Annotated in this window: 23 protein-coding genes and 1 pseudogene; 16 read left to right on the top strand and 8 right to left on the bottom strand. The window is 73.3% G+C overall.

Annotated features, from left to right (window positions below):
* The first annotated feature begins 152 nt into the window (after positions 1 to 152).
* The 4 genes from ABEA53_RS09505 to ABEA53_RS09490 are packed head-to-tail and all read left to right on the top strand — an operon-like array spanning position 153 to position 4,340.
* Positions 153 to 1,523 (top strand): ABC transporter substrate-binding protein, encoded by a 1,371-nt coding sequence (locus ABEA53_RS09505; protein WP_345480898.1) that lies wholly within the window; start codon positions 153 to 155, stop codon positions 1,521 to 1,523.
* 16 nt (positions 1,524 to 1,539) lie between these two features.
* Positions 1,540 to 2,499: a carbohydrate ABC transporter permease gene (locus ABEA53_RS09500; protein ID WP_345480896.1), complete on the top strand. Its 960-nt coding sequence runs from the start codon at positions 1,540 to 1,542 to the stop codon at positions 2,497 to 2,499.
* 56 nt (positions 2,500 to 2,555) lie between these two features.
* Positions 2,556 to 3,326 carry a carbohydrate ABC transporter permease gene (locus tag ABEA53_RS09495; RefSeq protein ID WP_345481468.1) on the top strand — a complete coding sequence of 257 codons (771 nt, stop codon included), beginning with the start codon at positions 2,556 to 2,558 and terminating at the stop codon, positions 3,324 to 3,326.
* A 24-nt stretch (positions 3,327 to 3,350) separates the two neighbouring features.
* Positions 3,351 to 4,340 (top strand): acetylxylan esterase, encoded by a 990-nt coding sequence (locus ABEA53_RS09490; protein ID WP_345480895.1) that lies wholly within the window; start codon positions 3,351 to 3,353, stop codon positions 4,338 to 4,340.
* Positions 4,341 to 4,392: 52 nt separating this feature from the next.
* Here the strand turns inward: ABEA53_RS09490 and ABEA53_RS09485 are convergent, their stop codons facing one another.
* On the bottom strand, positions 4,393 to 5,694 hold the full coding sequence (locus ABEA53_RS09485) for an ABC transporter substrate-binding protein (RefSeq protein ID WP_345480894.1): 1,302 nt from the start codon (positions 5,692 to 5,694) through the stop codon (positions 4,393 to 4,395).
* 170 nt (positions 5,695 to 5,864) lie between these two features.
* On the opposite strand from ABEA53_RS09485, the gene ABEA53_RS09480 reads away from it, so the two are divergent.
* A complete protein-coding gene (locus ABEA53_RS09480) occupies positions 5,865 to 6,887 on the top strand; it encodes a LacI family DNA-binding transcriptional regulator (protein ID WP_345480893.1) in 1,023 nt (340 codons plus the stop codon).
* Positions 6,888 to 6,894: 7 nt separating this feature from the next.
* Here the strand turns inward: ABEA53_RS09480 and ABEA53_RS09475 are convergent, their stop codons facing one another.
* The 3 genes from ABEA53_RS09475 to ABEA53_RS09465 form a co-directional block, all read right to left on the bottom strand.
* Positions 6,895 to 7,584, bottom strand: a complete 690-nt coding sequence (locus ABEA53_RS09475) for an anti-sigma factor (protein WP_345480892.1) — start codon at positions 7,582 to 7,584, stop codon at positions 6,895 to 6,897.
* On the bottom strand, positions 7,565 to 8,110 hold the full coding sequence (locus ABEA53_RS09470; protein WP_345480891.1) for an RNA polymerase sigma factor: 546 nt from the start codon (positions 8,108 to 8,110) through the stop codon (positions 7,565 to 7,567). The genes ABEA53_RS09475 and ABEA53_RS09470 overlap by 20 nt, the downstream gene beginning before the upstream one ends.
* A 298-nt stretch (positions 8,111 to 8,408) precedes the next feature.
* Complete coding sequence (locus ABEA53_RS09465; RefSeq protein ID WP_345480890.1) at positions 8,409 to 8,765, bottom strand: VOC family protein; 357 nt, start codon at positions 8,763 to 8,765, stop codon at positions 8,409 to 8,411.
* 136 nt (positions 8,766 to 8,901) lie between these two features.
* On the opposite strand from ABEA53_RS09465, the gene ABEA53_RS09460 reads away from it, so the two are divergent.
* Both ABEA53_RS09460 and ABEA53_RS09455 read left to right on the top strand, forming a co-directional pair.
* The gene (locus ABEA53_RS09460; RefSeq protein WP_345480889.1) at positions 8,902 to 9,666 is read left to right on the top strand and encodes an SHOCT domain-containing protein; all 765 of its coding nucleotides are present in this window, start codon (positions 8,902 to 8,904) and stop codon (positions 9,664 to 9,666) included.
* Positions 9,667 to 9,735: 69 nt separating this feature from the next.
* Positions 9,736 to 10,752, top strand: a complete 1,017-nt coding sequence (locus ABEA53_RS09455; RefSeq protein ID WP_345480888.1) for an AAA family ATPase — start codon at positions 9,736 to 9,738, stop codon at positions 10,750 to 10,752.
* Positions 10,753 to 10,755: 3 nt separating this feature from the next.
* Here ABEA53_RS09455 and ABEA53_RS09450 read toward each other — a convergent pair whose 3' ends face one another.
* Together ABEA53_RS09450 and ABEA53_RS09445 are read right to left on the bottom strand one after the other, a co-directional pair.
* A complete protein-coding gene (locus ABEA53_RS09450) occupies positions 10,756 to 12,027 on the bottom strand; it encodes a hypothetical protein (RefSeq protein ID WP_345480887.1) in 1,272 nt (423 codons plus the stop codon).
* Between the two features lie 318 nt (positions 12,028 to 12,345).
* Complete coding sequence (locus tag ABEA53_RS09445) at positions 12,346 to 13,248, bottom strand: alpha/beta hydrolase (protein ID WP_345480886.1); 903 nt, start codon at positions 13,246 to 13,248, stop codon at positions 12,346 to 12,348.
* 59 nt (positions 13,249 to 13,307) lie between these two features.
* On the opposite strand from ABEA53_RS09445, the gene ABEA53_RS09440 reads away from it, so the two are divergent.
* Positions 13,308 to 13,793 carry a MarR family winged helix-turn-helix transcriptional regulator gene (locus ABEA53_RS09440; protein ID WP_345480885.1) on the top strand — a complete coding sequence of 162 codons (486 nt, stop codon included), beginning with the start codon at positions 13,308 to 13,310 and terminating at the stop codon, positions 13,791 to 13,793.
* Between the two features lie 60 nt (positions 13,794 to 13,853).
* Here ABEA53_RS09440 and ABEA53_RS09435 read toward each other — a convergent pair whose 3' ends face one another.
* Positions 13,854 to 14,717, bottom strand: coding sequence for an SDR family oxidoreductase (locus ABEA53_RS09435; RefSeq protein WP_345480884.1), 864 nt, complete (start codon positions 14,715 to 14,717; stop codon positions 13,854 to 13,856).
* Positions 14,718 to 14,986: 269 nt separating this feature from the next.
* Between ABEA53_RS09435 and ABEA53_RS09430 the strand changes: the two genes are divergently transcribed.
* The 4 genes from ABEA53_RS09430 (at position 14,987) to ABEA53_RS09415 (ending at position 17,087) form a co-directional block, all read left to right on the top strand.
* Positions 14,987 to 15,529 carry a TetR family transcriptional regulator gene (locus ABEA53_RS09430; RefSeq protein ID WP_345480883.1) on the top strand — a complete coding sequence of 181 codons (543 nt, stop codon included), beginning with the start codon at positions 14,987 to 14,989 and terminating at the stop codon, positions 15,527 to 15,529.
* A gap of 65 nt (positions 15,530 to 15,594) precedes the next feature.
* On the top strand, positions 15,595 to 15,960 hold the full coding sequence (locus tag ABEA53_RS09425) for a helix-turn-helix domain-containing protein (RefSeq protein ID WP_345480881.1): 366 nt from the start codon (positions 15,595 to 15,597) through the stop codon (positions 15,958 to 15,960).
* Positions 15,961 to 15,997: 37 nt separating this feature from the next.
* On the top strand, positions 15,998 to 16,531 hold the full coding sequence (locus ABEA53_RS09420) for a hypothetical protein (RefSeq protein WP_345480880.1): 534 nt from the start codon (positions 15,998 to 16,000) through the stop codon (positions 16,529 to 16,531).
* A gap of 79 nt (positions 16,532 to 16,610) precedes the next feature.
* Entirely contained in the window at positions 16,611 to 17,087 is a 477-nt protein-coding gene (locus tag ABEA53_RS09415; RefSeq protein ID WP_345480879.1) for a DUF4396 domain-containing protein, read from the top strand.
* Between the two features lie 12 nt (positions 17,088 to 17,099).
* Here ABEA53_RS09415 and ABEA53_RS09410 read toward each other — a convergent pair whose 3' ends face one another.
* Positions 17,100 to 19,478 (bottom strand): ATP-binding cassette domain-containing protein, encoded by a 2,379-nt coding sequence (locus ABEA53_RS09410; protein WP_345480877.1) that lies wholly within the window; start codon positions 19,476 to 19,478, stop codon positions 17,100 to 17,102.
* 679 nt (positions 19,479 to 20,157) lie between these two features.
* Here ABEA53_RS09410 and ABEA53_RS09405 point away from each other — a divergent pair.
* The 4 genes and pseudogenes from ABEA53_RS09405 (at position 20,158) to ABEA53_RS09390 (ending at position 23,876) form a co-directional block, all read left to right on the top strand.
* Positions 20,158 to 21,249: an XdhC family protein gene (locus tag ABEA53_RS09405; protein WP_345480876.1), complete on the top strand. Its 1,092-nt coding sequence runs from the start codon at positions 20,158 to 20,160 to the stop codon at positions 21,247 to 21,249.
* Between the two features lie 53 nt (positions 21,250 to 21,302).
* The gene (locus tag ABEA53_RS09400) at positions 21,303 to 22,304 is read left to right on the top strand and encodes a helix-turn-helix transcriptional regulator (RefSeq protein ID WP_345480875.1); all 1,002 of its coding nucleotides are present in this window, start codon (positions 21,303 to 21,305) and stop codon (positions 22,302 to 22,304) included.
* A 149-nt stretch (positions 22,305 to 22,453) separates the two neighbouring features.
* Positions 22,454 to 23,602 (top strand): annotated as a pseudogene (locus tag ABEA53_RS09395) (TerC family protein).
* Positions 23,603 to 23,630: 28 nt separating this feature from the next.
* Positions 23,631 to 23,876: a hypothetical protein gene (locus ABEA53_RS09390; RefSeq protein ID WP_345480874.1), complete on the top strand. Its 246-nt coding sequence runs from the start codon at positions 23,631 to 23,633 to the stop codon at positions 23,874 to 23,876.
* Positions 23,877 to 24,274: the final 398 nt, after the last annotated feature.

The raw sequence follows: 24,274 nt of genomic DNA, 5'->3' as shown, positions 1-24,274 counted from the left end.
AGACCATTCCTGTCGCAGCCGCCCTCAGCGTCGATAAAAGTGCTTTTATTGAAGCACTTGACAGGAGGACGCCGGCGGCGTTGACTGCGTCGCGGGACAGAGCGGTCCGCTCGGATCGCCGCCCGTTTCCGCCCCACAGCAAGGAGGCCAAGGTGGACAAGATCCGACCCTCTCGACGATCGCGGGTCCGCGTACCCGCTCTGGCCGGCATGGCGCTCGCCGCCGTGCTCGGCCTTTCGGCCTGCGCCCCGGGCGGCACCGCCGCCACCCCGTCGCAGGGCAGCACCACCTTCGCCGGCGGCACGCCGACCTGCGGCACGAAGCCGGTCACGATGTCCGCCTACTTCGAGACGGGCTTCCCGCTGCCGAAGGCGCTCACCGACGAGTTCACCAAGCAGCACCCGAACGTGACGTGGAACATCCGCGAGGACCAGTTCGCGGTCATCACCCAGAACGCCGCGCGCACGCTGGCCGACTCGCCCCCCGACCTCATGCGCCTGCCGAGCATCGCCGACCTCGCCAAGGAGGGGCTGCTCAAGAACCTCGACGGCTACGCGAAGGCGTTCGGCTGGGACGAGTGGCCGGCGTCGCAGCTCGAGCAGCTGCGCGTCGAGAAGAGCGGCGCCCGCGGCTCCGGCTCCCTCTACGCCCAGGGCCTCAACTTCAGCCTCACCGGCGTCTTCTACAACAAGGACCTCGCGAAGCAGGCGGGCATCACCTCGACGCCGACGACGCTGGCCGAGTTCGACGACGCCCTCGCGAAGGCGAAGGCCAAGGGCATCACCCCGATCGCGCAGTTCAACGGCGGCGCGACCGGCGGCCTCGCCTTCCCGCTGCAGCAGCTCATGGCGTCCTACGGCTCGCCCACGTCGATCAACGACTGGGTGTTCCAGAAGTCGGGCGCCGACATCGACACGTCGACCAACCAGCAGGCGGCGCAGCACCTCGAGACGTGGGTCAAGGCCGGCTACTTCGCGAAGGACGTCAACTCGCTCGACTACTCCGGCATGATGAGCCGCTTCATCGGCGGCAAGTCGCTGTTCATCTTCGACGGCGACTGGGAGTCGGGGAACCTCGACAAGCAGATGGCGGGCAAGGCCGGCTTCTTCCTGATGCCCCCCGCGACCGCCGGCGGCAAGCAGGCCGCGATGTCCGCGCCCCTCACCTACGGCATCGCCGCCGGAGCGAAGCACGCCGACTGCGCCGCGACCTTCCTGAACTGGGTGGCCACCGACAAGACGGCGCGCTCCATCGACGTGAAGGTCGGCGGCTCGCACCCGATGGGCCTCGCGGACGCGTACATGCCCGACGTGGACAGCAGCACGGTGACGGGGCAGACCCTCGCCGCCGGCGCGAAGGTCTCGAAGGACAACGGCGCGATGGACTTCATCGCGAACGCGACGAACGCGATCTACGCCAAGAGCTGGACCCCGCAGCTGCAGTCGCTCGTCGCCGGGCGGGTCTCGGCGGACGACCTGCTGAAGTCGGTGCAGTCCGACTACACCTCGCAGATCAAGCAGTAGGGACCGATCCGCTGACATGACCGGCACCATGACGACGCCCGAGGTCGGGACGCCGTCGACCAGTGCCTCCCTCCGCCAGGAGCGCCGCCGCAGCACGCGGCGGCGCTTCGGGCGCGAGGCGCTGATCGGCTGGCTCTTCCTCCTGCCGGCGACCGTGTTCTACCTCGCGTTCGTGCTGTGGCCGATCATCAGCACGATCAACTACTCGTTCTACGACTGGAACGGCATCACGCCGGCCACGTTCGTGGGCGTGCAGAACTACGTGGCGCTCGTCACGCAGCCCGAGCTGCTCGGCTCGATCGTGCACGCCTTCGAGCTGATCGTGTTCTTCAGCCTCGTGCCGACCGCCCTCGGACTCGTCATCGCGGCGACGATCCGCGGGATCAGCGGCAGCACGCTGGCGGGCGTCGCGCGCGTCGTCCTCTTCCTGCCGCAGATCATCCCGCTGGTGGCCGCCGGCATCATCTGGACCTGGCTGCTCTCCACCGACGGCCTGGTCAACCAGCTGCTCGGCGCCGTGGGCCTCGGCGGCGTCACCCGCGCCTGGCTCGGCGACTTCAACTGGGCGCTGCCCGCCGTCGGCGTCATCGGCGCGTGGGTGCTGCTCGGGCTCTGCACGCTGCTGCTGCTCGCCGGCATGAGCAAGCTCGACACCAGCCTCTCCGAGGCCGCGCGCCTCGACGGCGCCGGTGCGATCCGCGAGTTCTGGTCGATCACCGCGCCGCTGCTCAAGCAGGAGATCGGCGTGTGCATCACCGTCACGGTGATCGCCGCGCTCGCCAGCTTCGACATCATCTACATCTCGACGCAGGGCGGCCCCGGCAACTCGACGATGGTGCCCGGCCTGCAGATCTTCTACCTGGCCTTCACGCAGCGGGAGGTGGGGCTCGCGTCGGCGCTGGCGGTCGCGCTGATGGTCCTCGTGCTCGCCGTCGTCCTGCCCATCCAGCGCGTGTTCCGGGGGACCGACCAGTGAGCTCCGTCACCACCGTCCGCGCCGGCCTGCCCGGGCGGATCATCCTGATCCTGCTGATGATCGTCACGATCGTGCCGTTCGTCAGCGTGCTGCTCACCGCCCTGCACGCCTCCGGCACCTACCCCTCCGGGGTCGACCTGCCCGAGACGCTGCACTGGGAGAACTTCGTGCAGGCGTTCCAGGTCGCGGACATGGGCGCGCTGCTCTTCTCGAGCGCGATCATCGTGCTCGCGGTCGTGCCGATCAGCATGCTGATCTCCACGATGGCCGGCTTCGCGCTCGGCCACCTCAGGGTGCCGGGCCACCGGATCGCGTTCCTCGCGTTCGTGCTGGGCCTCACCCTGCCGCTCGAGGGCATCATCACGCCGCTCTACTACCAGGTGCGCTCGATGGGGCTGCTCAACACCAGGTGGGCGATCATCCTGCCGCTGATCGGCCTGTACATGCCGTTCGCGATCGTCTGGATGCGCGCCCACTTCGTGAACATGCCCGCGGAGATCACGGAGGCGGCCCGCATCGACGGCGCCTCCACCTGGCAGCTGTTCTGGCGGGTGCAGGTGCCGCTGGCGAAGCCGGCGCTGTCCTCGCTCGGGATCCTGCTGTTCCTGTGGACCTGGAACCAGTTCCTGCTCGCGATCGTGCTCGTGGACGATCCGCTCAAGCGCACGATGGCGGGCGCGCTCGGCGCCTTCCAGGGGCAGTGGGGCACGAACATCCCGCTGCTCTGCGCCGGCGCCCTGCTCATCCTGACCCCGACCCTGATCGTGTACCTCGTGTTCCAGCGCGCCTTCATCTCCGCGCTGCTCGAGGGCTCCGTCAAGGCCTGACCGCCCGTCCCGCGGAGGAGACCCGTGCCACTGACCGACCTGCCCCTCGCCGAGCTGCAGCGGTACCGATCCGCTGTGCCGGAGCCCGCCGATTTCGACGGGTTCTGGGGCGACACCCTCCGCGCCTCCCGCGAGCTCGCGTTCGCGCCCGTCGTCACCCGGGTGGACGCCGGGCTGACGGCCGTCGAGGTGCACGACGTCACCTTCAGCGGGTACGACGGCGAGCCGATCAAGGCCTGGCTGCACCGGCCGGTCGGGGCCGACGGGGATGCACCGATCGTCGTCCGCTACGTCGGCTACAACTGCGGGCGCGGGCTGCCGCACATGGTGCACCCGCTGGCGCTCGCCGGGTCGGCGGTGCTCACGGTCGACAACCGCGGGCAGGGCTCGGTCGCGGGCTACGCGTCGGACACGAGCGACATCGGCGGACTCCGCCGCGCGTACGGCGGCCACATCACGCGGGGCATCGAGTCGCGGGAGACCTACTACTACCGGCGCCTCTACACCGACGCGGTGCTCGCGGTCGACGCCGCTCGGCAGCTGCCGGGCGTCGACGCCGACCGCCTCGCCGTCGCGGGCGTCAGCCAGGGCGGCGGCATCGCGCTCGCGGTCGCCGGGCTCGCCGAGGGGATCGGGGCGGCGCTGATCGACGTGCCGTTCCTGAGCGACGTGCCGCGCGGCGTCGACCTGTCGGGCACCATCCCGTACAGCGAGCTGGCCGTGCTGCTCGCGAGCTACCCCGGCTCGCGGGAGGCCGCGTTCGGCGTGCTCGAGTACTTCGACGGCGTGCACTTCGCCGCCCGCGCGGAGGCGCCGGCCCTGTTCTCGGTCGGCCTGATGGACGCGATCTGCCCGCCGTCGACGGTCTACGCCGCGTTCAACGCGTACGCCGGCGAGAAGGAGCTGCAGGTGTACCACCACGGCGGCCACGAGGGCGGGGGCTTCGCGCACGAGGCGCTGCAGCTCGAGCGGCTGCCCGCGCTGCTCGCGGGGGCCGGCGCCGCGCGCTCCTAGTCCCGGCGGATCCGCGGGAGGTGCCCGGCGTCGGGCGCCTCCCGCGGGTCGGTCAGGCCTTGATGCCGGCGTCGAGGGTCTTCTGCAGCGTGGTCAGCGCCTCCTTCGGCGTGGCTCGCAGGCCGATGACGGTCTGCCCGAAGGTCGTCATCGCGGGCGTGCTGTCCACGAGCGTCACGTTCGAGAACAGCGCGGCGCCCCCGGGGGCGGCCCACGTCCTGCAGATCGGCTGCCAGTCCTTGATCATCTTCGCCGCGTTCGGGTCGGCCTGGAACTCCTTCGTCGCCGCGATCGACTTCAGCACCGGCAGGCCGATGCCCGTGTTCTGCGTCCACAGCGGCGCCATGTTCCTGAAGTAGTACGTCATGAACGCCTCCGAGCCCTTCTGGGTGGGGGTGTTCGTGTACATCATGATGTTGTTCGGGAAGGACAGGGCGCCCTTCTTGCCGGAGGCGCTGGTCAGCGGATCGCCCACCACGACGTCCTTCGCGAACTCGCCGCCCAGCTGCGCCGCGAGGCCCGGCGCCTCCACCTGCATGCCGAACTTCTTCGCCTTCCACTGCGACTGCGTGTTCGCGGTGGAGTACCCGACGCTCCGCGGGTCCGAGTAGCCCTTGCGGATCAGCTCCTGCACGTAGTCGAGCGCCTCGATGTTCGCCGGCGTCACGAGGTCCGGCTTCTGGCTCTCGTCGAAGATGCCGCCGCCGTTGTTGATCATCCAGCCGACGACGGCCTGGAACGCGTTGCCCTGGGCGCCGCCGCTGAGCCCGAACCCGTAGACGCCGATGCGCTTCAGCGCCGCGCAGGCGTCGAGGTGCGTCTGCCAGTCGGTGGGCGGCTGCACGCCGGCCTTCTCGAGCAGCGACCTGCTGTACCAGAGCACCCGCATGTCGAGGTTGTAGGGCACGGCGACGTAGCCCTTGTCCGTCTTCATCGTGTCGAAGACGCCGGGGAGGAAGTCGTCGTACAGCCCGCTGCTCCTCCACGACTCGATCAGGTCGTCCGCGTACGCGATGCGGTTCTGCTTCGCGAACTGGAACGCCTGCGTGCCGCTGCCGCTGCTCACCGCCGGCCCGTTCCCGGCCGCGATCGCCGTCGAGAACGTCTGGGTGAACGCCTGCCACGCCACCGACTGGTACTTCGCCGGCGGCAGGTCGCCCTTCGGCTTGTACGCCTCGGTGATGCGCGCATCGAGGGACTGGAACGACGTCGCGCCCCACTGCATGTTCCAGAACTTGATCGGCCCCTTCGAGCCGCTGCCGCCGCCGGTGCTGCAGGCGGCGAGGCCGAGCGTGGCGAGCGCCCCGCCGGCCATCGTCGCGAACGCCCGGCGTGAGACCTGCATCGTCGTCATCGACGTCTGCTCCTTCCGCGGGCCGCTCTGCCCGCGTCGTCGTTCGAGTTGCGAAAAGAGTCGCTTCCGCTCCCGAGGTGATCCCGTCATCGTCCCCGCAGGACTGCGGCCTGGCAAGAGCGACACGAAGAAAGAGTTGCGCAAACCCGTCGTGCCCCTAGGCTCGGCGCGTGAGCATCGGGGACCGCGTCACGGGCCGCAGGCGCACCCTGGCGGAGGTCGCCGCGCTGGCCGGCACGAGCGTGCCCACCGTCTCCAAGGTGCTGCGCGGCGGCACCGACGTGTCCGCGCGCACGCGCCTCGACGTGATGGCGGCGGTGGAGTCCCTCGGCTACGAGGGACGGAGCGGACGCGGCGCCGATCGCGCCGAGCCCGCCCTCGTCGACTTCGTGCTCAGCGACGTGCGCGGCAGCTGGGTGAACGAGGCGCTCGTCGGGGTGGAGGAGGCGGCGACCGCCGCGGACCACGACGTCGTGCTGACCATCGCGCGCCGCGACGGCGCGTGGCTGCAGCGCCTGCTGCGCCGCCGGTCCGCCGGCATCGTGATCGCGCTGCTCGATCCCACGACGGCGCAGCTCGAGCTGCTGCGCGCCGCGCGGCGCCGTTACGTCCTCATCGACCCCATGAGCCGGCCGCCCGCGAACGCCGCGAGCGTCGGCGTGACGAACTGGGAGGGCGGTCGCACGGCTGCGGAGCACCTGCTGGGCCTCGGCCACCGCCGCTTCGTCGCCCTCGGCGGGGAGCGCAGCCACCTGTACAGCCAGGCCCGGCTCGACGGCTTCCGCACCGGCCTGCGCGCCGTGCCGGGGGCGGAGCTGCTGGGGGAGGGCTCCGCCGACTGGGGGCGCGAGCAGGCGGCGGTGGCGGCGGAGCGGCTGCTGCGGCAGCATGCGCCGACCGCGATCTTCTGCTGCAGCGACCTGATGGCCATCGGCGCGTACGACGCGGCGCGGACCCTCGGGCTGCGGGTCCCGCAGGACGTCAGCGTCGTCGGCTTCGACGACATCCCCGAGGCGTCGTGGGCGACCCCGCCGCTGACCACGGTGCGCCAGCCGATCGGGGAGCTCGGGGCGGCCGCGGTCCGGATGCTGCTGCGGATGGCGTCGGGCACGGGCACCGCCGTGCCGCGGGAGGAGCTGGCGACCAGGCTCGTCGAGCGCTCGTCGACGGCGGCACCGGCCGCCGCCGGCTGACGCCGGATCAGAACCGCAGCGCGCCCCGCACGATCGAGTCGCCGGAGTGCGCGACGTCGCCGTCGCGCGGCTCGTCCGACACGTCGACGAAGCGGAAGCGGTGCACGTCGAGCCCGGCGGGCACGGAGAAGCGGCCGCTCGTCCCGTGGAGCACGCCGAGGCTCACCAGCCGCTCCGCGCCCGCCGTCATCAGCCACACCTCGTGATCGGTGCGGCCGTCCGGCTGCACCGTGGTGCGCACGTCCACGACCTGCTCGCCGTCCCCCGCGCGCTCGAGCACCGCGGTGCCGCTCTGGCCCTTCCAGCCCGGGAAGGCGGTGAGGCGGGCGGAGGCGACGGGATCCGAGACCGACCGCAGCAGCACGACGCCGATGCCGCCGACCAGCAGCACCACGGCGGCGGCCGCCGCCGCCCGCACCGCGACCCGGCGGCGTCGTCGCAGCGGGACGACCGGCGCCGACCGGGTCGCGGCGGCGCCCAGACCGAGCTCCTGCGCGATCCCCTCCCACACCCGCGGGGCGGGCACGTCGAGCGGCGGGGCGCCCTCGGCGCTCCGGCCGGCGACGACCGCGCGCTGCAGCCCGCGGAGCGTCGCACCGCACGCGGCGCACCCGGCGAGGTGGGCGCGCTGCTCGGGCGTCGCCGCGTCCTCGCCGAGGGCGAGCAGGGCGAGCAGTTCAGGATCGAGGTGCGTCATCGCCCACCTCCAACCGGCGCCGCATCCGCTCGAGGCTGCGGCGGATGTGGCTCTTCACGGTGCCGAGCGGCAGGCCGAGGCGCTCGCCGATCTGCTGGTGGGTGAGGTCGTCGTAGAAGGCGAGCCGCACCACGGTCTGCGCCTGCGGCGACAGCCGGGCGATCTCGTCCGCGACGAGCAGCCGATCCGTCGGCTCGGGCGCCTCGGCGGACCGCTCCTCCACGGCGTCGAGGTCGACTGCGGCGGTGCGGGCGCGCGCCGCGTGCGCGTCGGCGATCTCGTGGCGGGTGATGCCGACGAGCCAGGCCGAGAGCCGCGCGCGCTGCGGGTCGTAGGTCTCCCGGCGCCGCCAGGCCGCGATGAAGACCCGCTGGGTCACGTCCTCCGCGTCCTGCACCTGTCCGAGGCTGCGCAGGGCGAGCGTGTGCACGAGCGGCCCCCAGCGGCGATAGGCGGTCTCGAGCGCGGCCTCGTCACCGGCGCGGAACGCGAGGTCGACGGCATCCGCGTCGCCCTCGTCCTGCATCGCTCGATCCTCGGTCCCGCCGGGCGCACCGTCCGCCGCCTCGACCGGACCACGGCGACCGATCGCGGTCCAAATGCTAGAGGGGCGGGGGAGCGAGCCGGGGTCGCCGCCGGCCCCGCTCGTCTCCACCAGCACGCCGCCTCGTCCCGTTCCGAGGGCGCGCGCCGCGCCCTCCTCCATCACTACGGCGCGCGGAGCCCGCACGGATCCATCCGGGCCTGCGAGTCCGCCGGGAACCCGCTGGCACGGCCCGCGGGATCGGCACCGCGCCGGAGGTCTTCCGGCGCGACGGCGGCGCTCAGCCCTGCGGCGGCGTGTAGAGCTGCAGGTCGTTGCCCTCGCTGTCCCGGAACGGGGCGATGCGGCCCCACTCGTGGTCGCTGATGCCGCCCGTGAACGAGACGCCGGCCCGCGTCAGGCGCTGCACCTCGTCGTCGATGCTCGAGTCCGGCTGGAACGACACGACCGCGCCGCCGCCGGAGCCCTGCTGCACCTGCTCGCGCGCGTTCAGGCCGAGCTTCAGGCCGTTCGCGTCGACCTCGCTCCAGTCCGCGTCCGTCTCGGTCACGTCCAGGCCGAGCACGTCGCGGTAGAACCCGACCGCTCGCCGCATGTCGCTGACCGGCACCCAGACCGCTGCCACTCCGTCGACCATGGTGTCCTCCTCCGCTTCGGGTGCCGCTCCGTCTGACGCGGCACGGCCAGGCTGCGCGCGTCCGTCTGACGGCGGGCCGAGTTCCCAGGGACGAGCGCCCTCCCGCTTCTCGGCCTGCGGCGTTAGCCTCTAACGCATGACTGACGACCACTCCTCGCACGACGGCGCCCCGCTCGACGAGGCCGGCTCGGGCGACCTGCTGAACCCTCCCGGCCCGGTCGAGGGCGAGCCCGATCTGGGCCCCGCACCGGACGCGGCGGCGGACGACGACGGCGCTCCGGAGGCGGGCGCCCCGGCCGGCGGGGGCTCGGCGCAGCCGGACCAGTACCCGGAGGAGCTGCGGCGGCTCAGCGAGATCGCCGGCGAGGCGATGCAGAACATGCTGGAGCACTACGACAAGGTCCTGTCCCCGTCGCTCGACGCGCTCCGCCGGGCGATCGCGAACTCGGTGCCGACGTCGACCATCGCGCCGGAGGTGTTCAAGGACTTCCAGATCCCGGGCGTCGCCGACATGTCGCGCAACCTGTCCAAGCAGCTCGACGGCATCGTGCGCTCGGCGGTCCCGCGGCTCTCCATCAGCCGGGTCGAGGCCTCCAAGCTCTTCTCCGTCACGCCGGGCCGCATCTCGCAGATCGCGAAGGCCGCGGAGGGGCTGCAGAAGGACTTCCAGGAGCGGTTCCCGACCCCGGCGCTGCCCCACGTGCTCGACGTCGAGGTGCAGCGGCTCGCCGACATCGTGCGCCGCCGCACGGCCGCGGCGCCGACTGCGGCGCCGACCGCGCCGCCGGCCGAGGGCGGCGACGTGGTGGCCGGCCTCGAGCGGCTCGCCTCGCTGAACGAGCGGGGCCTGCTGACCGACGACGAGTTCCGCACGGCGAAGGCGAAGCTGCTCGGGGAGTAGCCGCGATCGGTCGGCCGGGCGCTCCGCTGCGCCCGGCCGACTCCCGAGCCCGGCGCCTACTCTCCGCGCATGGCCTCCAGTCGCAACCCGCTCGACGATCTCCGCGAGACCGTGGGCCGGGTCAGCGACCGCCTGCGCCAGCCCGGGCGCGAGGGCGGCGTCGGCGAGCTCGTGAGCGACCTGCTCGGCGGGCGTCCCGGGCCTGCGCGGCCGCTCGCGGAGCTGCAGGCCGAGCTCGACGCGCTGGTGGGCCTCGAGAGCGTGAAGGAGCAGGTGCGCGCGCTCGTCGCGTTCCTCCAGGTGCAGGCCCGGCGCAAGGCGCACGGCCTGCCCGAGGTCGCGACCTCCCAGCACCTCGTGTTCCTCGGCAACCCGGGCACGGGCAAGACGACGGTCGCGCGGCTGCTCGCCGAGATGTACCGCGCGGTCGGCCTGCTGCAGAAGGGGCACCTCGTCGAGGTGGACCGCGCGGGGCTCGTCGGGCAGTACGTCGGCGCGACCGCGATCAAGACCGACCGCGTCATCCGCCGGGCGCTCGACGGCGTGCTGTTCATCGACGAGGCGTACTCCCTCGCTCCGGAGGGGGAGGGGCGCCTCGACTTCGGCCCCGAGGCGATCGAGGTGCTGCTGAAGCGGATGGAGGACCACCGCCACCGGCTGGTCGTGATCGTGGCCGGCTACCCGAGGCTGATGGAGTCGTTCCTGCTCTCGAACCCCGGCCTGCGGTCGCGCTTCGCCCGGGAGATCAGCTTCCCCGACTACTCGACGGAGGAGCTGCTCGCGATCTTCGCCGACATCGCCGGCCAGCACGAGTACGCGCTGGCGCCGGGCGCGGAGGAGGGCCTCCGCCGCATCTTCGCGGGAGCGCGACGCGGCGACGACTCCGGCAACGCGCGCTTCGCCCGCACGCTGTTCGAGCAGGCGCTGAACCGCCAGGCGCTGCGCCTGACGCAGGCGGGCGGCGTCGACCTCGACTCGCTCGACCGGGACGACGTCACCACGCTGACCGCGGAGGACGTGAGCGAGGCCGCCCGCGCGCTCGGCTCGGAGCCGGGCCCGTCGGGCTGGCGTCGCTGGCTGGGCTGACGCCTAGACGGGCCGGGCGCCCGCCAGGGCGTCCTTCCACAGCAGCTCCTCGATGCGGGCGGCGCTGTCGCGCAGCCCGTCGAGGTCGCGCGATCGCAGCGACCGCGGGGTCGGCCCGTAGACGCACACCATGCCGATCCGATAGCCGTCCCAGGTGTGCACCGGCCACCCCGCGTAGAAGCGGACCCCGGCCCGGGTGGACGGGTTCTCCCGCGTGCGCGGATCGAGCAGCGTGTCGTTGATCACGAGCGGGCCGTCGCTGCGGATGCCGAGGTCGCAGAAGGCCTGCGAGCGCTCCATCACCTGGATCTCCGGCTCGGTCGTCGCCCGGGTGTAGGCCCTGTCGCCGTCGAGCACCGTCAGCGCGGCGCCGCCGGCCCGGTAGAGCGTCCTGACCTGCCGCACCTCCCGGTCGAGGTGGTCGTCGCGGGTCCCGGGCCGCAGCCGCAGGGACGCGACCGCGCGCTGCCGCAGGCGCTCGTCCTGCGGCCGGTTGCGGAACCGCTTCGGCAGGTCCTCGGCGGCGCTGCGGTCCAGCTCGTCGAGGGCGGGGTGGAGGCGTTCGACCATCCATGCCGCCCAGTCCCGGTAGGTGCCGTCGGCGAACCCGCGGGTCGGGTCGGCGGGCAGCACCGCCTCCGGGACCTCGGCGAACCGGACGCGGCGGGCGAGCCCGCACACCTCCTCGCTCACGGAGACGATCCGGTCGATGCCCGCGGCGGCGCGCGGGTTCGGCTGCTCCACGACGACCGGCGAGACGGCGCGCGTGGAGTCGTAGAGGAACACCCCCGCGGTCGGGCAGGTGTCGGTGACGAGCAGCTTGGTGAGCCCGACGAGCGCGCCGCGCCACTGCGCGGCGGCGAGGTTCGCCGTGTCCTGCTCGCCCAGCACGACGATGACCGCGTCGTAGCGGCGGAGGCGCAGGCCGGCGAGTCCGTTGAGCGCCTTCGGCGCGGTCGGCTGCGGCTCGGCGACGACGTCGAGGTGCACGCCGCGCCGGCGCTGCGCCGCGAGCTCGTCCGCGAGTCGGCCCGGCAGCCCCTGCTCGTGGTCCCGCAGCCCGACGCCCCGCAGCACCCCCGCGCCGAACAGCAGCACGGAGTAGGGGTCGGGACCGGACCGGCGGATGGCCGCGACGGGATCGGGCCGCTCCTGCAGCACCGCCAGCGCCTGCTCGCGGCTGAGGGCTGCGAAGGAGCGCCGCGTGAGCGTGGAGAGCAGCGTGACGGGCCGCTCCTGCCCGCTGTCAGGACGCCCTGGGGCGATGGTGGTCATCCCGTGCTCCTCCCGTGCCGTGGTGTCGTCCGCTCGCGGGGCGACCCGCTGCGAGAGGTGTTCTACCCGCGGTCGGGTGGGTGCCTGAACCCCTCGTTCGCGGGCGATCTGCACGAAAGTGCGGATCACCTGGGAAACGGGCCTCGGAGGTGACGGGAGCGCGGGTGTTCCGTGCACCACGGGGGGCTCACTGCACGCCGGGGCCGCCCCCGTTCGGGCTGCTGACCCGGGCGTCGGCCCGCCTGCGCTGCCGGTCCGTCGCGCGCGCCTGCGGGCGCACGAGGCGGACCGCAAGCGCGCGGCGGACCGGAAGGCGGTTCATCCCGCCGGGAGGTGCTGGGTGAGGAACAGCGCGGCTCGGTCGAGGGCCTGGCCGGCCTCGTCCAGCGCGCCCGTGTACGCGGGGAACACGTGGGGCACGCGGGCGACGACGTCGAGGATCACGTCGACCTCCTGCGCCCGGGCCCGTGCAGCCATGCGGGTGGAGTCGTCGAGCAGCAGCTCGTCCGTGCCCACCTGCAGGAGCATCGGCGGGAACCCGCGCAGGTCCGCGTGCAGGGCGGGAGCGAGCAGCGGCTGCTCCGGGTCCGCGCCGCCCAGGTACAGCTCGCCGGTCCGTCGCATCCCTTCCCGGGTGAAGAAGGGATCGACCCCCTCCTTCGTGCGCATCGAGTCGCCGGACCGCGTGTGGTCCAGCGCCGGTGAGAACGCGAGGAGCGCGGCAGGCACGGGGAGACCCGCATCCCGCGCCGCCAGGCAGACCGTCACCGTCAGGCCGCCGCCCGCCGAGTCGCCCGCGAAGACGATCGACCCCGGGTCCGCACCGTCGTCGAGGAGGCTGCGGTAGGCGGCGACGCCGTCGTCGATCGCGGCGGGGAAGGGGTGCTCGGGAGCGAGCCGGTACTCCACGGAGATCGCGCGCACACCGGTGCGCCGCACGAGGTTCGCGGTCAAGGCCATCGCCGTCTCCGGAGAACCGAGCGAGAAGGAGCCGCCGTGGAAGTAGAGGATCGTGCCGGCGTGCGAGCGCTCGAGCGGTTCGACGAGGACCGCGGGGCGGGCTCCGATCGACGTCGCGGTCCGCCGGACGTCCTCGGGCACCGGGAACCCCGCCATCAGCAGGGCGAACCCGGCCCGCATCCGCTCCACGGACTGCTCGCCCTCGTCCTGCGGACCGTTCCGCAGCGTCGCCGCCAGAGCGGCCCGTTGTGCACTGCTCATCCCGTCCTCCATCGCTCGATCAACTGCATGCCTGGGCATGCATCAGTAGGCTACATGCCGTGGCAAGTTCTTCTTCCTCGTCGCCCTCCTCGGTGGACCGTCGCCGAGAGCTCTTCGACGACCTCGTCCGCGCAGAGACGCGGATCTACAACGCGGTGGGCGAGCGCCTCCGCGTGGAGCACGGCATCGTCACGTCGCAGTTCGAGCTGCTGCGGTACCTGGGCGCTCATGCCGACGCCCGCGTCGCCGACATGGCGACGGTGTTCGCGGCCGGCATCGGGGCGGTGAGCAAGGGCGTGGACCGGCTGGAGGCGCGGGGCTGGGCCGCTCGGGTGCCGAACCCGGCGGATCGGCGCTCGTCGCTGGTCCGTCTGACCGCGTCCGGCACGGCCCTGGTCGCCGCCGCGCAGCGCACCTTCGACGAGGAGCTCGAGCGGCTGATCGCACCGTCGCTCACCGAGGAGCAGGTGGACGCCGTCGCCGGTGCCCTCGGCGCGGTCCGTCGTGCGCTCGAGGACGCGCGGATCGGCCTGCCGATCGGCTGACGCGGCCTCGCCGCGAGCGGTGCGTCACCGGGCACCACCGCGCGCGGCGCGATCGTGCGGTCAGCGGCCTGCCGCGACCTCCGCCTCGAGCTCGGCGCGGACCGAGCGCGGGGACCGGCCGAGCAGGCTGCCCAGAAGCGGGTCGACGCCGGCGAAGCGCCCCTCCTCGGCGGCCCGGTAGAAGCCGAGCGTGAAGCGGATCGCCGGCTCCGGCAGCCCTGCCGCCTGCTGCGCCGCCGCCCACGCCTCCTCCGTCACGACCTCGTGGCGGATGGTGCGCCCCGTCACCTCGGACGCGATCGCGGCGACCTCCTCGAAGGTCGGGGCCGCACCGGCGGTCAGCACGACGGGGCCGTCGAAGCCGCCGTCCGCCTCGAGCACGGTCGCCGCCGCAGCCGCGGCGTCCTCCCGCGCGGTCCACGACACCGGGCCGTCGCCGGGCACCGAGATCACGCCCGTCCGCTGCCAGGGGCCGGCGAGCCAGACGAGGCTGTGCGCGTAGAAGCCGTTCCGCAGCGAGGTCCACCGCAGGCCCGACGCGGCGAGCGCCTGCTCGGTCGCGGCGTGGTCGTGCCCCGGCCCGAAGGGACTGCCGAGCCCTGCGCCCTGGTGGCTCGTGTAGAGGACGCGGCCGACCCCGGCCTCGACCGCGGCGTCGATCGCGGCGCGGTGGAGTGCGACCGCGTCCGCCGTCGGGTCGCTGGAGGACACCAGCAGCAGCTGGTCCGCACCGGCGAACGCGTCGGGGAGCGATGCCGGATCGGCGTAGTCGCCGCGACGGACCTGCACCCCGAGGTCTGCGAACCGCTGCGCCTTCGCGGGGTCGCGCGCGACCACCACGATGCGATCGGGTCCGTGACGCTCGAGCAGGCGCTCGGCGGTCGCGCCGTTGAGGGCGCCCGTGGCGCCGGTGATGACGATCATCCGTGGTCCGTTCCGTTGGTAGCTGGTGAACGTTAGCGACGCTAACACAGTGGTAGCAGCATGTCGTTATCGTTGATCCGTGGCGATCGCGAGCACCAAGGAGGACGTGCGGTCCCGCATCGTCCGCTCGGCAGCAGGGCTCCTCGCCGACCAGGGGCCGGCCGCGGTGACCACCGCGGGGTCGCGGAGCGGGCCGGGGTCCAGGCGCGACGATCTACCGCCTGTTCGGTGACAAGGACGGGCTGCTCGAGGCCGTCGCCGAGCACGTCATGGCGGAGCAGGTGGACGCGAAGGCGGCGGTGGTCGCCGCTGCGGAGTCGGCGGGCGTCGACCCCCTCGTCGACCTGCGGGCCGGGTGGGACGGGCAGATCGCCTTCGGGCTCGCGAACCCCGGGGTGTTCCGGCTGCTGAGCGATCCCGACCGCGTCCGGCGGTCCGCGGCGGCCCGGACCGGGCGCGCGGTGCTCACGGCGCGGATCCACCGCGTCGCGCTCGCGGGCCGGCTGCGCGTGAGCGAGCAGCAGGCGGTCGACCTCGTGCAGGCGGCCGGCGTCGGGGTCATCCAGACGCTGCTCGCCTCACCGCCCGAGGCGCGCGACGGCGGCCTGTCCGACCTGCTCTACGAAGCGGTGCTGCGGCAGATCCTCACCGACGACCACGCCGCCGCGGCGGGTCCGGGGGAGGGCGGTCGGGACGACGTGCGCGCCGCCGCGGTCGCCCTCCGTGCCGCGGCCGGCGATCTCGAGGTCCTCAGCGCCGGTGAGCGGCGCCTGCTCGGGGAGTGGCTCGACCGCGTCGTCCAGGCCCGTTGAGCCGCTCGTTCTGCTCTGAGCGGAGCGGTCTGGAGGAGGTCGGAGGCGCCGATCTAGCATCCGGCATGGCCGAAACCGCCCCGCAGCTCCCGCCCGCACCCGCCGGACCCCGCCGCCCGGCGCCGCGGGACGCCGCGCCCGTCGAGCCGCTCTGGCGGCACATGCTCGGCGACCGCCTCCGCAAGCTGCGGCACGACCGCGGCGAGACGCTCGGCGAGACCGCCGCTCGCGCCGGCGTCTCGCCCCAGTACCTGTCGGAGATGGAGCGCGGTGCGAAGGAGCCGTCGAGCGAGATGATCGCCGCGGTTGCCGGCGCGCTCGGCGTCACGCTGCTCGACCTCACGACCGGCGTGGCGGATGGGCTGCGGGCGTCGCGTCCCGCTGCGCAGCGGTCCTCCGGCGGCCGCGCGGCGGTGGCGCTCGCCGCCTGACCCCTGCATCCCACGGCGTCGGCCGTGGCGTGAGCGCATGGCGCTGGAGGAGGTCCCGCTGCCGGCGGGGGCGGTGCTGCGACCGGTCCGCGCGGACCAGTGGGGCGTCGTGGCGTGGCTGTGGCAGGCGTTCCGGCAGGACCTGTCACCCGTCGTCGGCGGACTGCCGTACTCCGACGGCCGGTACGGCGCGGCGCCGCTGCGCGACTTCCCGTCGCGGGACGGCGCCGGGCACCTGGCCTGGCGTCCGCACCCGAACACCGGGGAGGACGCGCCCGTCGCCTTCGCGCTCGTGAGCGGGCTGCAGGCGGACCACCGGCCGGTGGCGGCCTTCTGGGTGGCGCCGCCGCTGCGCCGCACGGGACTCGGCACCGCGGTGGCCCTCGCCCTGCTCGAGCAGCACGCCGGCCCGTGGGAGGTCGGCTTCCAGCACGACGACCCGTCGGCCGGTCGCTTCCGGCGCCGTATCGCGGACGCGGCTTCCGGGCCGGGGGCGTGGACCGAGACGGAGGCGCCCGTGCCGCACCGTCCTCTCGTGCCGCCCGATCACCTCATCCGTTCGGCGATGTGACGCGGTGCGCATACCCCCTGGGGGTACTTGCGTCGGCGAGCGACGGGTGATACCCCTAGGGGGTATTCGAGGAGGCTCCATGACCCAGCACGCGCACCACGACGAGCACGCCCGCACCGGGGGCGCGACCTGGGCGATGGCGGCCCAGGCGACGCTGCACTGCCTGACCGGCTGCGCGATCGGCGAGGTGCTCGGCATGGTGATCGGCACGGCGCTCGGCCTGTCGAACGCCGTGGTGATCGTGCTGTCCGTCGTCCTCGCCTTCGCGTTCGGCTACGCCCTCACGATGCGCGGCGTCCTGCGCAGCGGCGTCGACCTGCGCCGGGCCTTCCGGCTCGCCCTCGCGGCCGACACGGTGTCGATCGCGGTGATGGAGGTCGTGGACAACACCGTCGTCGCCGGGATCCCGGGTGCCATGGACGCCGGGCTCGGCAGCCCGCTGTTCTGGGGCTCGCTCGCCCTGTCGCTCGCGCTCGCCTTCGTCGTCACCACCCCGGTGAACCGCTGGATGATCGGCCGCGGGCTCGGCCACGCGGTGGTGCACGCGGCGCACTGAGCGGCGGGGCGCCTAGGCGCCCACGTACGCGGCGAGGTGCTCCGCGGTGAGGGTCGACCGCGCGGCGACGAGGTCCGCCGGGGTGCCCTCGAACACGACGCGACCACCGTCGTGGCCGGCGCCGGGCCCGAGGTCGATGATCCAGTCGGCGTGGGCCATCACGGCCTGGTGGTGCTCCACCACGATCACCGATCGGCCGGAGTCGACCAGGCGGTCGAGCAGCGCGAGCAGCTGCCGCACGTCGGCGAGGTGCAGCCCGGTGGTCGGCTCGTCGAGCACGAGCACTCCGCCGGGGTCGCCCAGGTGCACGGCCAGCTTCAGGCGCTGGCGCTCGCCGCCCGACAGCGTGGTCAGCGGCTGGCCGACGGTCAGGTAGCCCAGGCCGACGTCGACCAGCCGAGCCGCGATCGCGTGGGCGGCCGGCACCTTCGCGTCCGTGCGGAAGAACGCCTCCGCCTCCGAAGCCGACATCGCGAGCACCTCGCTGATGTCGCGACCACCGAGCCGGTACTCGAGCACGGAGGCGTCGAACCGCCTGCCGCCGCAGACCTCGCAGGGCAGCGCGACGCCCGCGATCATGCCGAGGTCCGTGTAGACGACGCCGGCGCCGTTGCAGCTCGGGCACGCGCCTGCCGAGTTCGCGCTGAACAGCGCGGGCTTCACGCCGTTCGCCTTCGCGAACGCGGTGCGGATCGGGTCGAGCAGGCCCGTGTAGGTGGCCGGGTTGCTGCGCCGCGAACCGCGGATGGGGCTCTGGTCCACCGTGACCACGTCGTCCCGGGTGGAGACCGAGCCGCCGATGAGGGAGCTCTTGCCGGACCCTGCGACCCCGGTGACCACGACGAGCACCCCGAGCGGCAGGTCGACGTCGACGTCGTGGAGGTTGTGCGCGTCGGCACCGCGGACGGCGAGGGCTCCCGTGGGGGTCCTGGTGGCGGCCTTCACGGTCGCGCGGTCGTCGAGGTGCCGGCCGGTGGCCGTGCCGCTGCGGCGCAGCGCCTCGACCGTGCCCTCGAAGCAGACCGTGCCGCCCGCGCCGCCTGCACCCGGTCCCAGGTCGACGACGTGGTCCGCGATCGCGATCGTCTCCGGCTTGTGCTCGACCACGAGCACCGTGTTGCCCTTGTCGCGGAGGCGCAGCAGCAGCTCGTTCATGCGGCGGATGTCGTGCGGGTGCAGCCCGGTCGTGGGCTCGTCGAACACGTAGGTGACGTCGGTGAGGGAGGACCCGAGGTGGCGGATCATCTTCACGCGCTGCGCCTCGCCTCCCGAGAGGGTGCCGGAGGCGCGGTCGAGCGACAGGTAGCCGAGCCCGATCTCCTCGAACGAGTCGAGCAGGGCCTGCAGCGTCGTGAGCAGCGGCGCCACCGACGGCTCGTCGAGCGACCGGACCCATGCGGCCAGGTCGCTGAGCTGCATCGCGCAGGCGTCGGCGATGCCGATCCCCGCGATCCTCGAGGACCGGGCCGCTGCCGAGCGGCGGCTGCCGCCGCACCCGGGGCAGGCGGTGAAGGTCGCCGCGCGGTCGACGAACGCGCGGACGTGCGGCTGCAGGGCATCGCGGTCCTTCGTGAAGAACGACTTGCGCACCTTCGGCACGAGCCCCTCGAAGGTGAGGTTCATGTTCCCGAGCTTCACCTTCGTCGGCGCGCGGTGCAGGAAGTCCTCGCGCTCCTGCGCGGTGTAGTCGCGGATGGGCTTGACCGGGTCGAGGAAGCCGGACTCGGCGAAGACCCGCACCATCCAGCCGTCCGCGGAGTAGCCGGGCACGGTGATGGCGCCGTCCGCGAGCGACTTCGAGTCGTCGAAGAGGGCGGAGAGGTCGATGTCGGAGACCGTGCCGCGGCCCTCGCAGTGCGGGCACATGCCGCCGGTCACCTCGAAAGTGCGCAGGGCCGGCTCCGCGCCGTCCTTCTCGACCGTGATGGCGCCCGTGCCGCGCGCGGAGGGCACGTTGAAGGAGAACGCCTGCGGCGACCCGATGTGCGGCTGCCCGAGGCGGCTGAAGAGGATGCGGAGCATCGCGTCCGCGTCGGTCGCCGTGCCGACGGTCGAGCGCACATCGGCGCCCATGCGCTGCTGGTCGACGACGATCGCCGTCGTCAGCCCTTCGAGCACGTCGACGTCCGGCCGGGCGAGCGAGGGCATGAACCCCTGCACGAACGCGCTGTAGGTCTCGTTGATGAGGCGCTGCGACTCCGCGGCGATGGTGCCGAACACGAGCGAGCTCTTGCCCGAGCCGGAGACGCCGGTGAACACGGTCAGCCGGCGCTTCGGCAGCTCGACGTGCACGTCGCGCAGGTTGTGCTCCCGGGCGCCGTGCACGCGGATCAGGTCGTGGACGTCCGCGGGGTGCGCGGGGGTGCCGTGGGATGCCGGATCACTCGTCATCGGGTTCCGTTCGGCGCGGTCGGCTGCGGACCGGTTCACGGTAGCGCGCGACGCGTCGAGAAGGAGGGGGCGCGATCGGCCGGCATGTGCCCCGCACTGGGGAGCGGAATGCGGATGCGAATGGCGTGCGGCCGCATTACGCTCTTCGATATCGGGCAGCTTCCAGCTGGGGGGTTGGAATTGAGGCCTGATTCGCTACGGGAACGCCGCGGCGGCCGATTGGGGGATCGGCCGCACGCGGCGTTTTCCGTTTCCGCTGCGGATCGTGCCGCGCGGGGATCGCAGCGCATCCGCATTCGTGATGCGCCGCGCGGGGAGTCGCGGCGCATCAGCGTCCGCACTGCGCGGGGAGTCGCAGCGCGAGCGCATCCACGTGTGCCGCGCGGGGAGTCGCGGCGCATCGGTGTGCAGGGGTGCAGCGCGGAGTCGAGCGGGAATCGTGCACCGCGGATCCGGGTCCGCGGTGCGACGTCTCGAACGTGCTGCTGAATTCGGGTATTCATCTCGCGGCGGGTACCGCGATGAATGGACAGTAGCACGGCATGGGACAGACAGATCTGTCTGTCCCATCCATTTCCCGTACCCAGTCCGGGGGGAATTGCGCGCATTCCCCGGCGAGCCGGAATGCGCGATGACCATCGACATGCGCTCGAAACGTCCGCGAGGGAGGATCGGGGGCGTGCTCGAGCTCGCGGACCGGCTGCTGCCGCTGATCGCGGCCGGCACGCCCGTCGCCGTCGCGACCGCCGTCGACGTGCTCGGCAGCTCGCCGCACGGTGCAGGGACGTCGATGGCGGTGACCGACGACGGCCGCCTGCTGGGCGCCGTGTCCGGAGGCTGCGTGGAGGACGCCGCCCTGCGCGCATGCCGTGCGCTCCTCGAGGACGGCGAGACCGCCGTGCACCGATTCGGGTTCGGGGATGCGGCCGCCGCGTCGGCGGGCCTCGCGTGCGGGGGTGAGCTGGACGTGCTCGTCCACCGTCTCGCCGGTGCGGAGGTCGCCGAGCAGCTGCGGCTCGTGCTCGCCGGCCGGCCGGCCGCACTGGGGGTCGTGACGGCCGGTCCGCCCGCCCTGCTCGGTCGCGCCGTCACCCCTGCCTCGGTGGCGGCGTTCGCGCGCGAGGTGCCCGGCCTCGCACCTGCGCTGCTCGCGGCGGCGCTGACGGGCCGCCGGGACACGGGGACCTCCGGGCCGATCGAGGCGGTGTGCGCCGGGTGGACGCTGCGGCTGTTCGTCGACGTGGCCGCGCCCGCCCGGCGGCTGCTCATCGGCGGCGCGACGGACGCCGCCGCAGCGCTCGCGGCGGCCGCGACGGCGATCGGGTACCGGGTGACCGTGTGCGACCCCCGACCGGCGTTCGCGCTGCCCGCGCGGTTCCCCGCGGCGCAGGAGGTGGTGACGGGCCGCGTGCACGAGGCGGTCCGCGCCGCGTCCCTGACCCCGCGCGACGCCGTCTGCCTCCTCGGTCACGACGAGGACCTCGACCCCTTGGCGCTCGCCGCCGCGCTCGAGTCGGCCGCCGGCTACGTCGGTGCGCTCGGCTCGCGCAGCACCGCCGCGCGCCGCCGGGAGCGGTTGCGGGCGCTGGGCGTGCCGGAGGCGCTCGTCGCCCGGCTGCGCATGCCGATCGGCCTCGACGTGGGAGCCCGCACGCCCGGGGAGCTGGCCGTCGCCGTGCTGGCCGAGGTGCTGGCGGTCCGCAGCGGCACCGACGCCGTGCCGCTGCGCGTCGGCGCGGGGTCGATCCACCGGCCCGTGCCGGCCGGCTGAACTCCGGACCACACCCGGTCCGCGACCGCTCCGAAGACCACTTCGGAGGACGGATGCGAAGCGCAGCTGCAGGCGAGGAGCTCACGGGGTCGCCCCGGCTCGAGGTGGTGGAGTCCGCCGACCGGGTCGCGGTGTCCACGCACGACCGGGCGGAGGCCGCACGGCTGCTCCGCCGCAGCTATCCGGGCATCGCGCTCGAGATCGCCCGAGCCGAAGGACCGTTCGTCTTCCGGCACAGTTCGATCGGCGACGGCCGCATGAGCAGCACCGAGCTGATGATCAGCGGCCCCGCCCGCGCCTCCGGCAGCTTCGAGGAGCGCGCCGTCACCGTGGGCGAGGTGCTCGCCGGCCGGCTCACGGCGGAGTACGCCCGCACCCGGATCGACACCGCGCAGCCCTTCCTGCGTCCCAGCGGCCCCGCGCGCTTCACGCTCGACGACGTGCACCTCCGCATGACGTCCTTCGACGCGGAGGCGTTCCACCTCGCGGCCGAGCGCTACGAGCACGCGGGGGAGCGGCGGCGGCTGTCCCGCACCGCCCCGCAGTCGCCGGCGGCAGCCGCCGCGTGGTCGTGGACGGCGGCGCACGTGCAGCGCACGATGCGCGACCCGCACTCCTTCGACAACCCGATCGTGGCCGGCGAGCTGTTCGACCTCGCCGTGCGGACCCTGCTCGCGTGCTTTGCGGAGGCGGGCGGGGAGGGTCCCGCACCGAGTCTCGCCGGCGCGCCTCGCGCCGTGCGGCGAGCGGTGGCGTACCTCGAGGAGCACGCGCTCGACGTGGTGACCGTGCCCGACGTCGCGGAGGCGGCCCGCATCTCGGTCCGCTCGCTGCAGGCCCTGTTCCGCCGGCACCTGGGCGTCAGCCCCGTCGAGCACCTGCACGCGATCCGGCTGGAGTCGGCGCGCCGCGACCTCCTGTCCGGCTCGGGCGAGGACGCGACGGTCCGCTCGGTCGCCGAGCGCTGGGGGTTCGGCAACAGCGGGCGCTTCGCCCGGCTGTACCAGGCGCGGTTCGGCGAGCTGCCGAGCGACACCCTCCGCAGCCGCCACTGACCGGGGATCGCCGGCACATCGCATGAGCGGCGGCCATGCGCGTGCTGAGCAAGCCCGGGTGGACCGTGAGCAGGACGCCTCGACGGCCCCGCGCGGCCGGTCCGACCGGTTCCATGGAGGATCCGCATCGCCCCCAAGGAGCTCCTCACATGAACGCGCCGGCCCTCGTCTGGGTGCTGACCGTCCTCGCCATCGTCGGACTGCTGCTGTTCGACTTCTTCGCCCACGTGCGGAGGGCGCACGCGCCGAGCCTGAAGGAGGCGGCGGTGTGGTCCGGCGTCTACGTCGGGCTCGCGCTGCTGTTCGGCGTCGGGGTGCTCGTGGTCGCCGGGCCCGCGACGGGCGGCGAGTACTTCGCCGGGTACCTGACCGAGAAGGCGCTGTCGGTCGACAACCTGTTCGTCTTCGTCGTGATCATGGCCGGCTTCAGCGTGCCCCGCGAGTACCAGCAGAAGGTGCTGCTGTTCGGCATCGTGTTCTCGCTGATCGCGAGGACCGGCTTGATCTTCCTGGGCGTCGCGCTGATCGACGCCTTCGCCTGGATCTTCTACGTGTTCGGCGCCGTGCTCCTCCTGACGGCCGTCAACCTGCTGCGTCCGGGCGGGCACGACGCGGTCGGCGACAACCTGGTCGTGCGCGTCGCCCGCCGGGTGCTGCCCACGTCCGACCGCTACGACGGCGACCGCCTGACCGTGCGCGTCGACGGCCGTCGCGTCTTCACGCCGATGATGCTCGTGATGGTGTCCATCGCGGGCACCGACGTGCTCTTCGCCTTCGACAGCGTGCCGGCCATCTACGGCCTGACCGAGAACGTCTAGATCGTCTTCACCGCGACGGCGTTCTCGCTGCTCGGTCTGCGCCAGCTGTTCTTCCTGATCGACGGGCTGCTCGACCGCCTGATCCACCTGAGCCTGGGCCTCGCGGCGATCCTTGCGTTCATCGGCGTCAAGCTGCTGCTCCACGCGCTGCACGAGAACGACCTGCCGTTCGTGAACGGCGGCCGGCCGGTGCCGGTGCCGGAGATCAGCACCTCCCTGTCGCTCGTGGTGATCGTCGGCATCCTCGCCGTGACCGTCCTCGCCTCCCTCCTGTCGCCCGCCGGCCGTCGCAACGCACGGATGCTGAAGCTGCGGGAGCACGCCGCGGTGGTGCTCGACCCCTCCGCCTCGCTGCAGGACCGGCGGGAGTCGAAGGAGAGGATCGACGACGTGCACGACGAGATCGAGGCGAATCGGGACGATCTCACGTCGGAGGATGGGATCCTTCTGGAGAAGGCCCGTTCGACGCGGCTCCGGTGATCGGGGCCCACGGGCGGAAGGAGCGCCGATGTTCGGACTGAGCCTGTACCCGACCGCCGCCCTGTACGCGGTGCTCGCGCTGGTGACCGCGGGATTCGGCGTGGGCATGCTGGTGTACCAGACCGGCGCGACGCAGCACGCGCTGACCCGTCGCCGCGGGATGATCGTCGGCGGCGTGCTGCTGATCCTCGTCGGCGGTCTCGTGCTGCTGACCCAGGTCTTCGCGATCGTCAGCAACTCGTACGGCACCGTCGGCGGCCCCGGCGGGTCCTGACCCGCCCGCACCGTCGGTCGATCCGCGAGCGGACATCCGCCGCGATCGGCGACCCGGCCGGGTGACCCGGTCACGGAGGAGACGCGCTCGAGCCCGAGGCGCCGCACCTGGTGCGGCGCCTCGTCGCGTGTCCGGACGCGTGCGGGAGGCGTCGGAGCGGCCACCCGGGAGCGACACGCCCGGGGGCCTCGATCCGCGACCCGCAGGACACTTCGCGCGCATCCGCCGATCCCGTCCCGTTTCCCGCCATCCGACGGTGGGGTCGGCGACGTACGTTCCAGCAGTGCCGCACCCCCGCGGCGCGGACGACGCCGTCGATCAGGCGCGTGCCGTCCCCCCCGACTCGGCAGGAGCCGTTGTGTACGAGAAGCAGTTCATCAGCGATGCGGTGAAGCGCA

The sequence above is a fragment of the Amnibacterium soli genome, from assembly GCF_039544415.1.
Lineage (GTDB): Bacteria > Actinomycetota > Actinomycetes > Actinomycetales > Microbacteriaceae > Amnibacterium > Amnibacterium soli.
This window is presented reverse-complemented; position numbering and strand designations above follow the sequence as displayed.

Coding starts and splice junctions, on each gene's coding strand:
- ABEA53_RS09500 (WP_345480896.1), top strand. CDS start 1,540: ATGACCGGCACCATGACGACGCCCGAGGTCGGGACGCCGTCGACCAGT.
- ABEA53_RS09495 (WP_345481468.1), top strand. CDS start 2,556: ATGATCGTCACGATCGTGCCGTTCGTCAGCGTGCTGCTCACCGCCCTG.
- ABEA53_RS09485 (WP_345480894.1), bottom strand. CDS start 5,694: ATGACGACGATGCAGGTCTCACGCCGGGCGTTCGCGACGATGGCCGGC.
- ABEA53_RS09475 (WP_345480892.1), bottom strand. CDS start 7,584: ATGACGCACCTCGATCCTGAACTGCTCGCCCTGCTCGCCCTCGGCGAG.
- ABEA53_RS09470 (WP_345480891.1), bottom strand. CDS start 8,110: ATGCAGGACGAGGGCGACGCGGATGCCGTCGACCTCGCGTTCCGCGCC.
- ABEA53_RS09465 (WP_345480890.1), bottom strand. CDS start 8,765: ATGGTCGACGGAGTGGCAGCGGTCTGGGTGCCGGTCAGCGACATGCGG.
- ABEA53_RS09460 (WP_345480889.1), top strand. CDS start 8,902: ATGACTGACGACCACTCCTCGCACGACGGCGCCCCGCTCGACGAGGCC.
- ABEA53_RS09455 (WP_345480888.1), top strand. CDS start 9,736: ATGGCCTCCAGTCGCAACCCGCTCGACGATCTCCGCGAGACCGTGGGC.
- ABEA53_RS09450 (WP_345480887.1), bottom strand. CDS start 12,027: ATGACCACCATCGCCCCAGGGCGTCCTGACAGCGGGCAGGAGCGGCCC.
- ABEA53_RS09445 (WP_345480886.1), bottom strand. CDS start 13,248: ATGAGCAGTGCACAACGGGCCGCTCTGGCGGCGACGCTGCGGAACGGT.
- ABEA53_RS09435 (WP_345480884.1), bottom strand. CDS start 14,717: ATGATCGTCATCACCGGCGCCACGGGCGCCCTCAACGGCGCGACCGCC.
- ABEA53_RS09430 (WP_345480883.1), top strand. CDS start 14,987: ATGGCGGAGCAGGTGGACGCGAAGGCGGCGGTGGTCGCCGCTGCGGAG.
- ABEA53_RS09425 (WP_345480881.1), top strand. CDS start 15,595: ATGGCCGAAACCGCCCCGCAGCTCCCGCCCGCACCCGCCGGACCCCGC.
- ABEA53_RS09420 (WP_345480880.1), top strand. CDS start 15,998: ATGGCGCTGGAGGAGGTCCCGCTGCCGGCGGGGGCGGTGCTGCGACCG.
- ABEA53_RS09415 (WP_345480879.1), top strand. CDS start 16,611: ATGACCCAGCACGCGCACCACGACGAGCACGCCCGCACCGGGGGCGCG.
- ABEA53_RS09410 (WP_345480877.1), bottom strand. CDS start 19,478: ATGACGAGTGATCCGGCATCCCACGGCACCCCCGCGCACCCCGCGGAC.
- ABEA53_RS09400 (WP_345480875.1), top strand. CDS start 21,303: ATGCGAAGCGCAGCTGCAGGCGAGGAGCTCACGGGGTCGCCCCGGCTC.
- ABEA53_RS09390 (WP_345480874.1), top strand. CDS start 23,631: ATGTTCGGACTGAGCCTGTACCCGACCGCCGCCCTGTACGCGGTGCTC.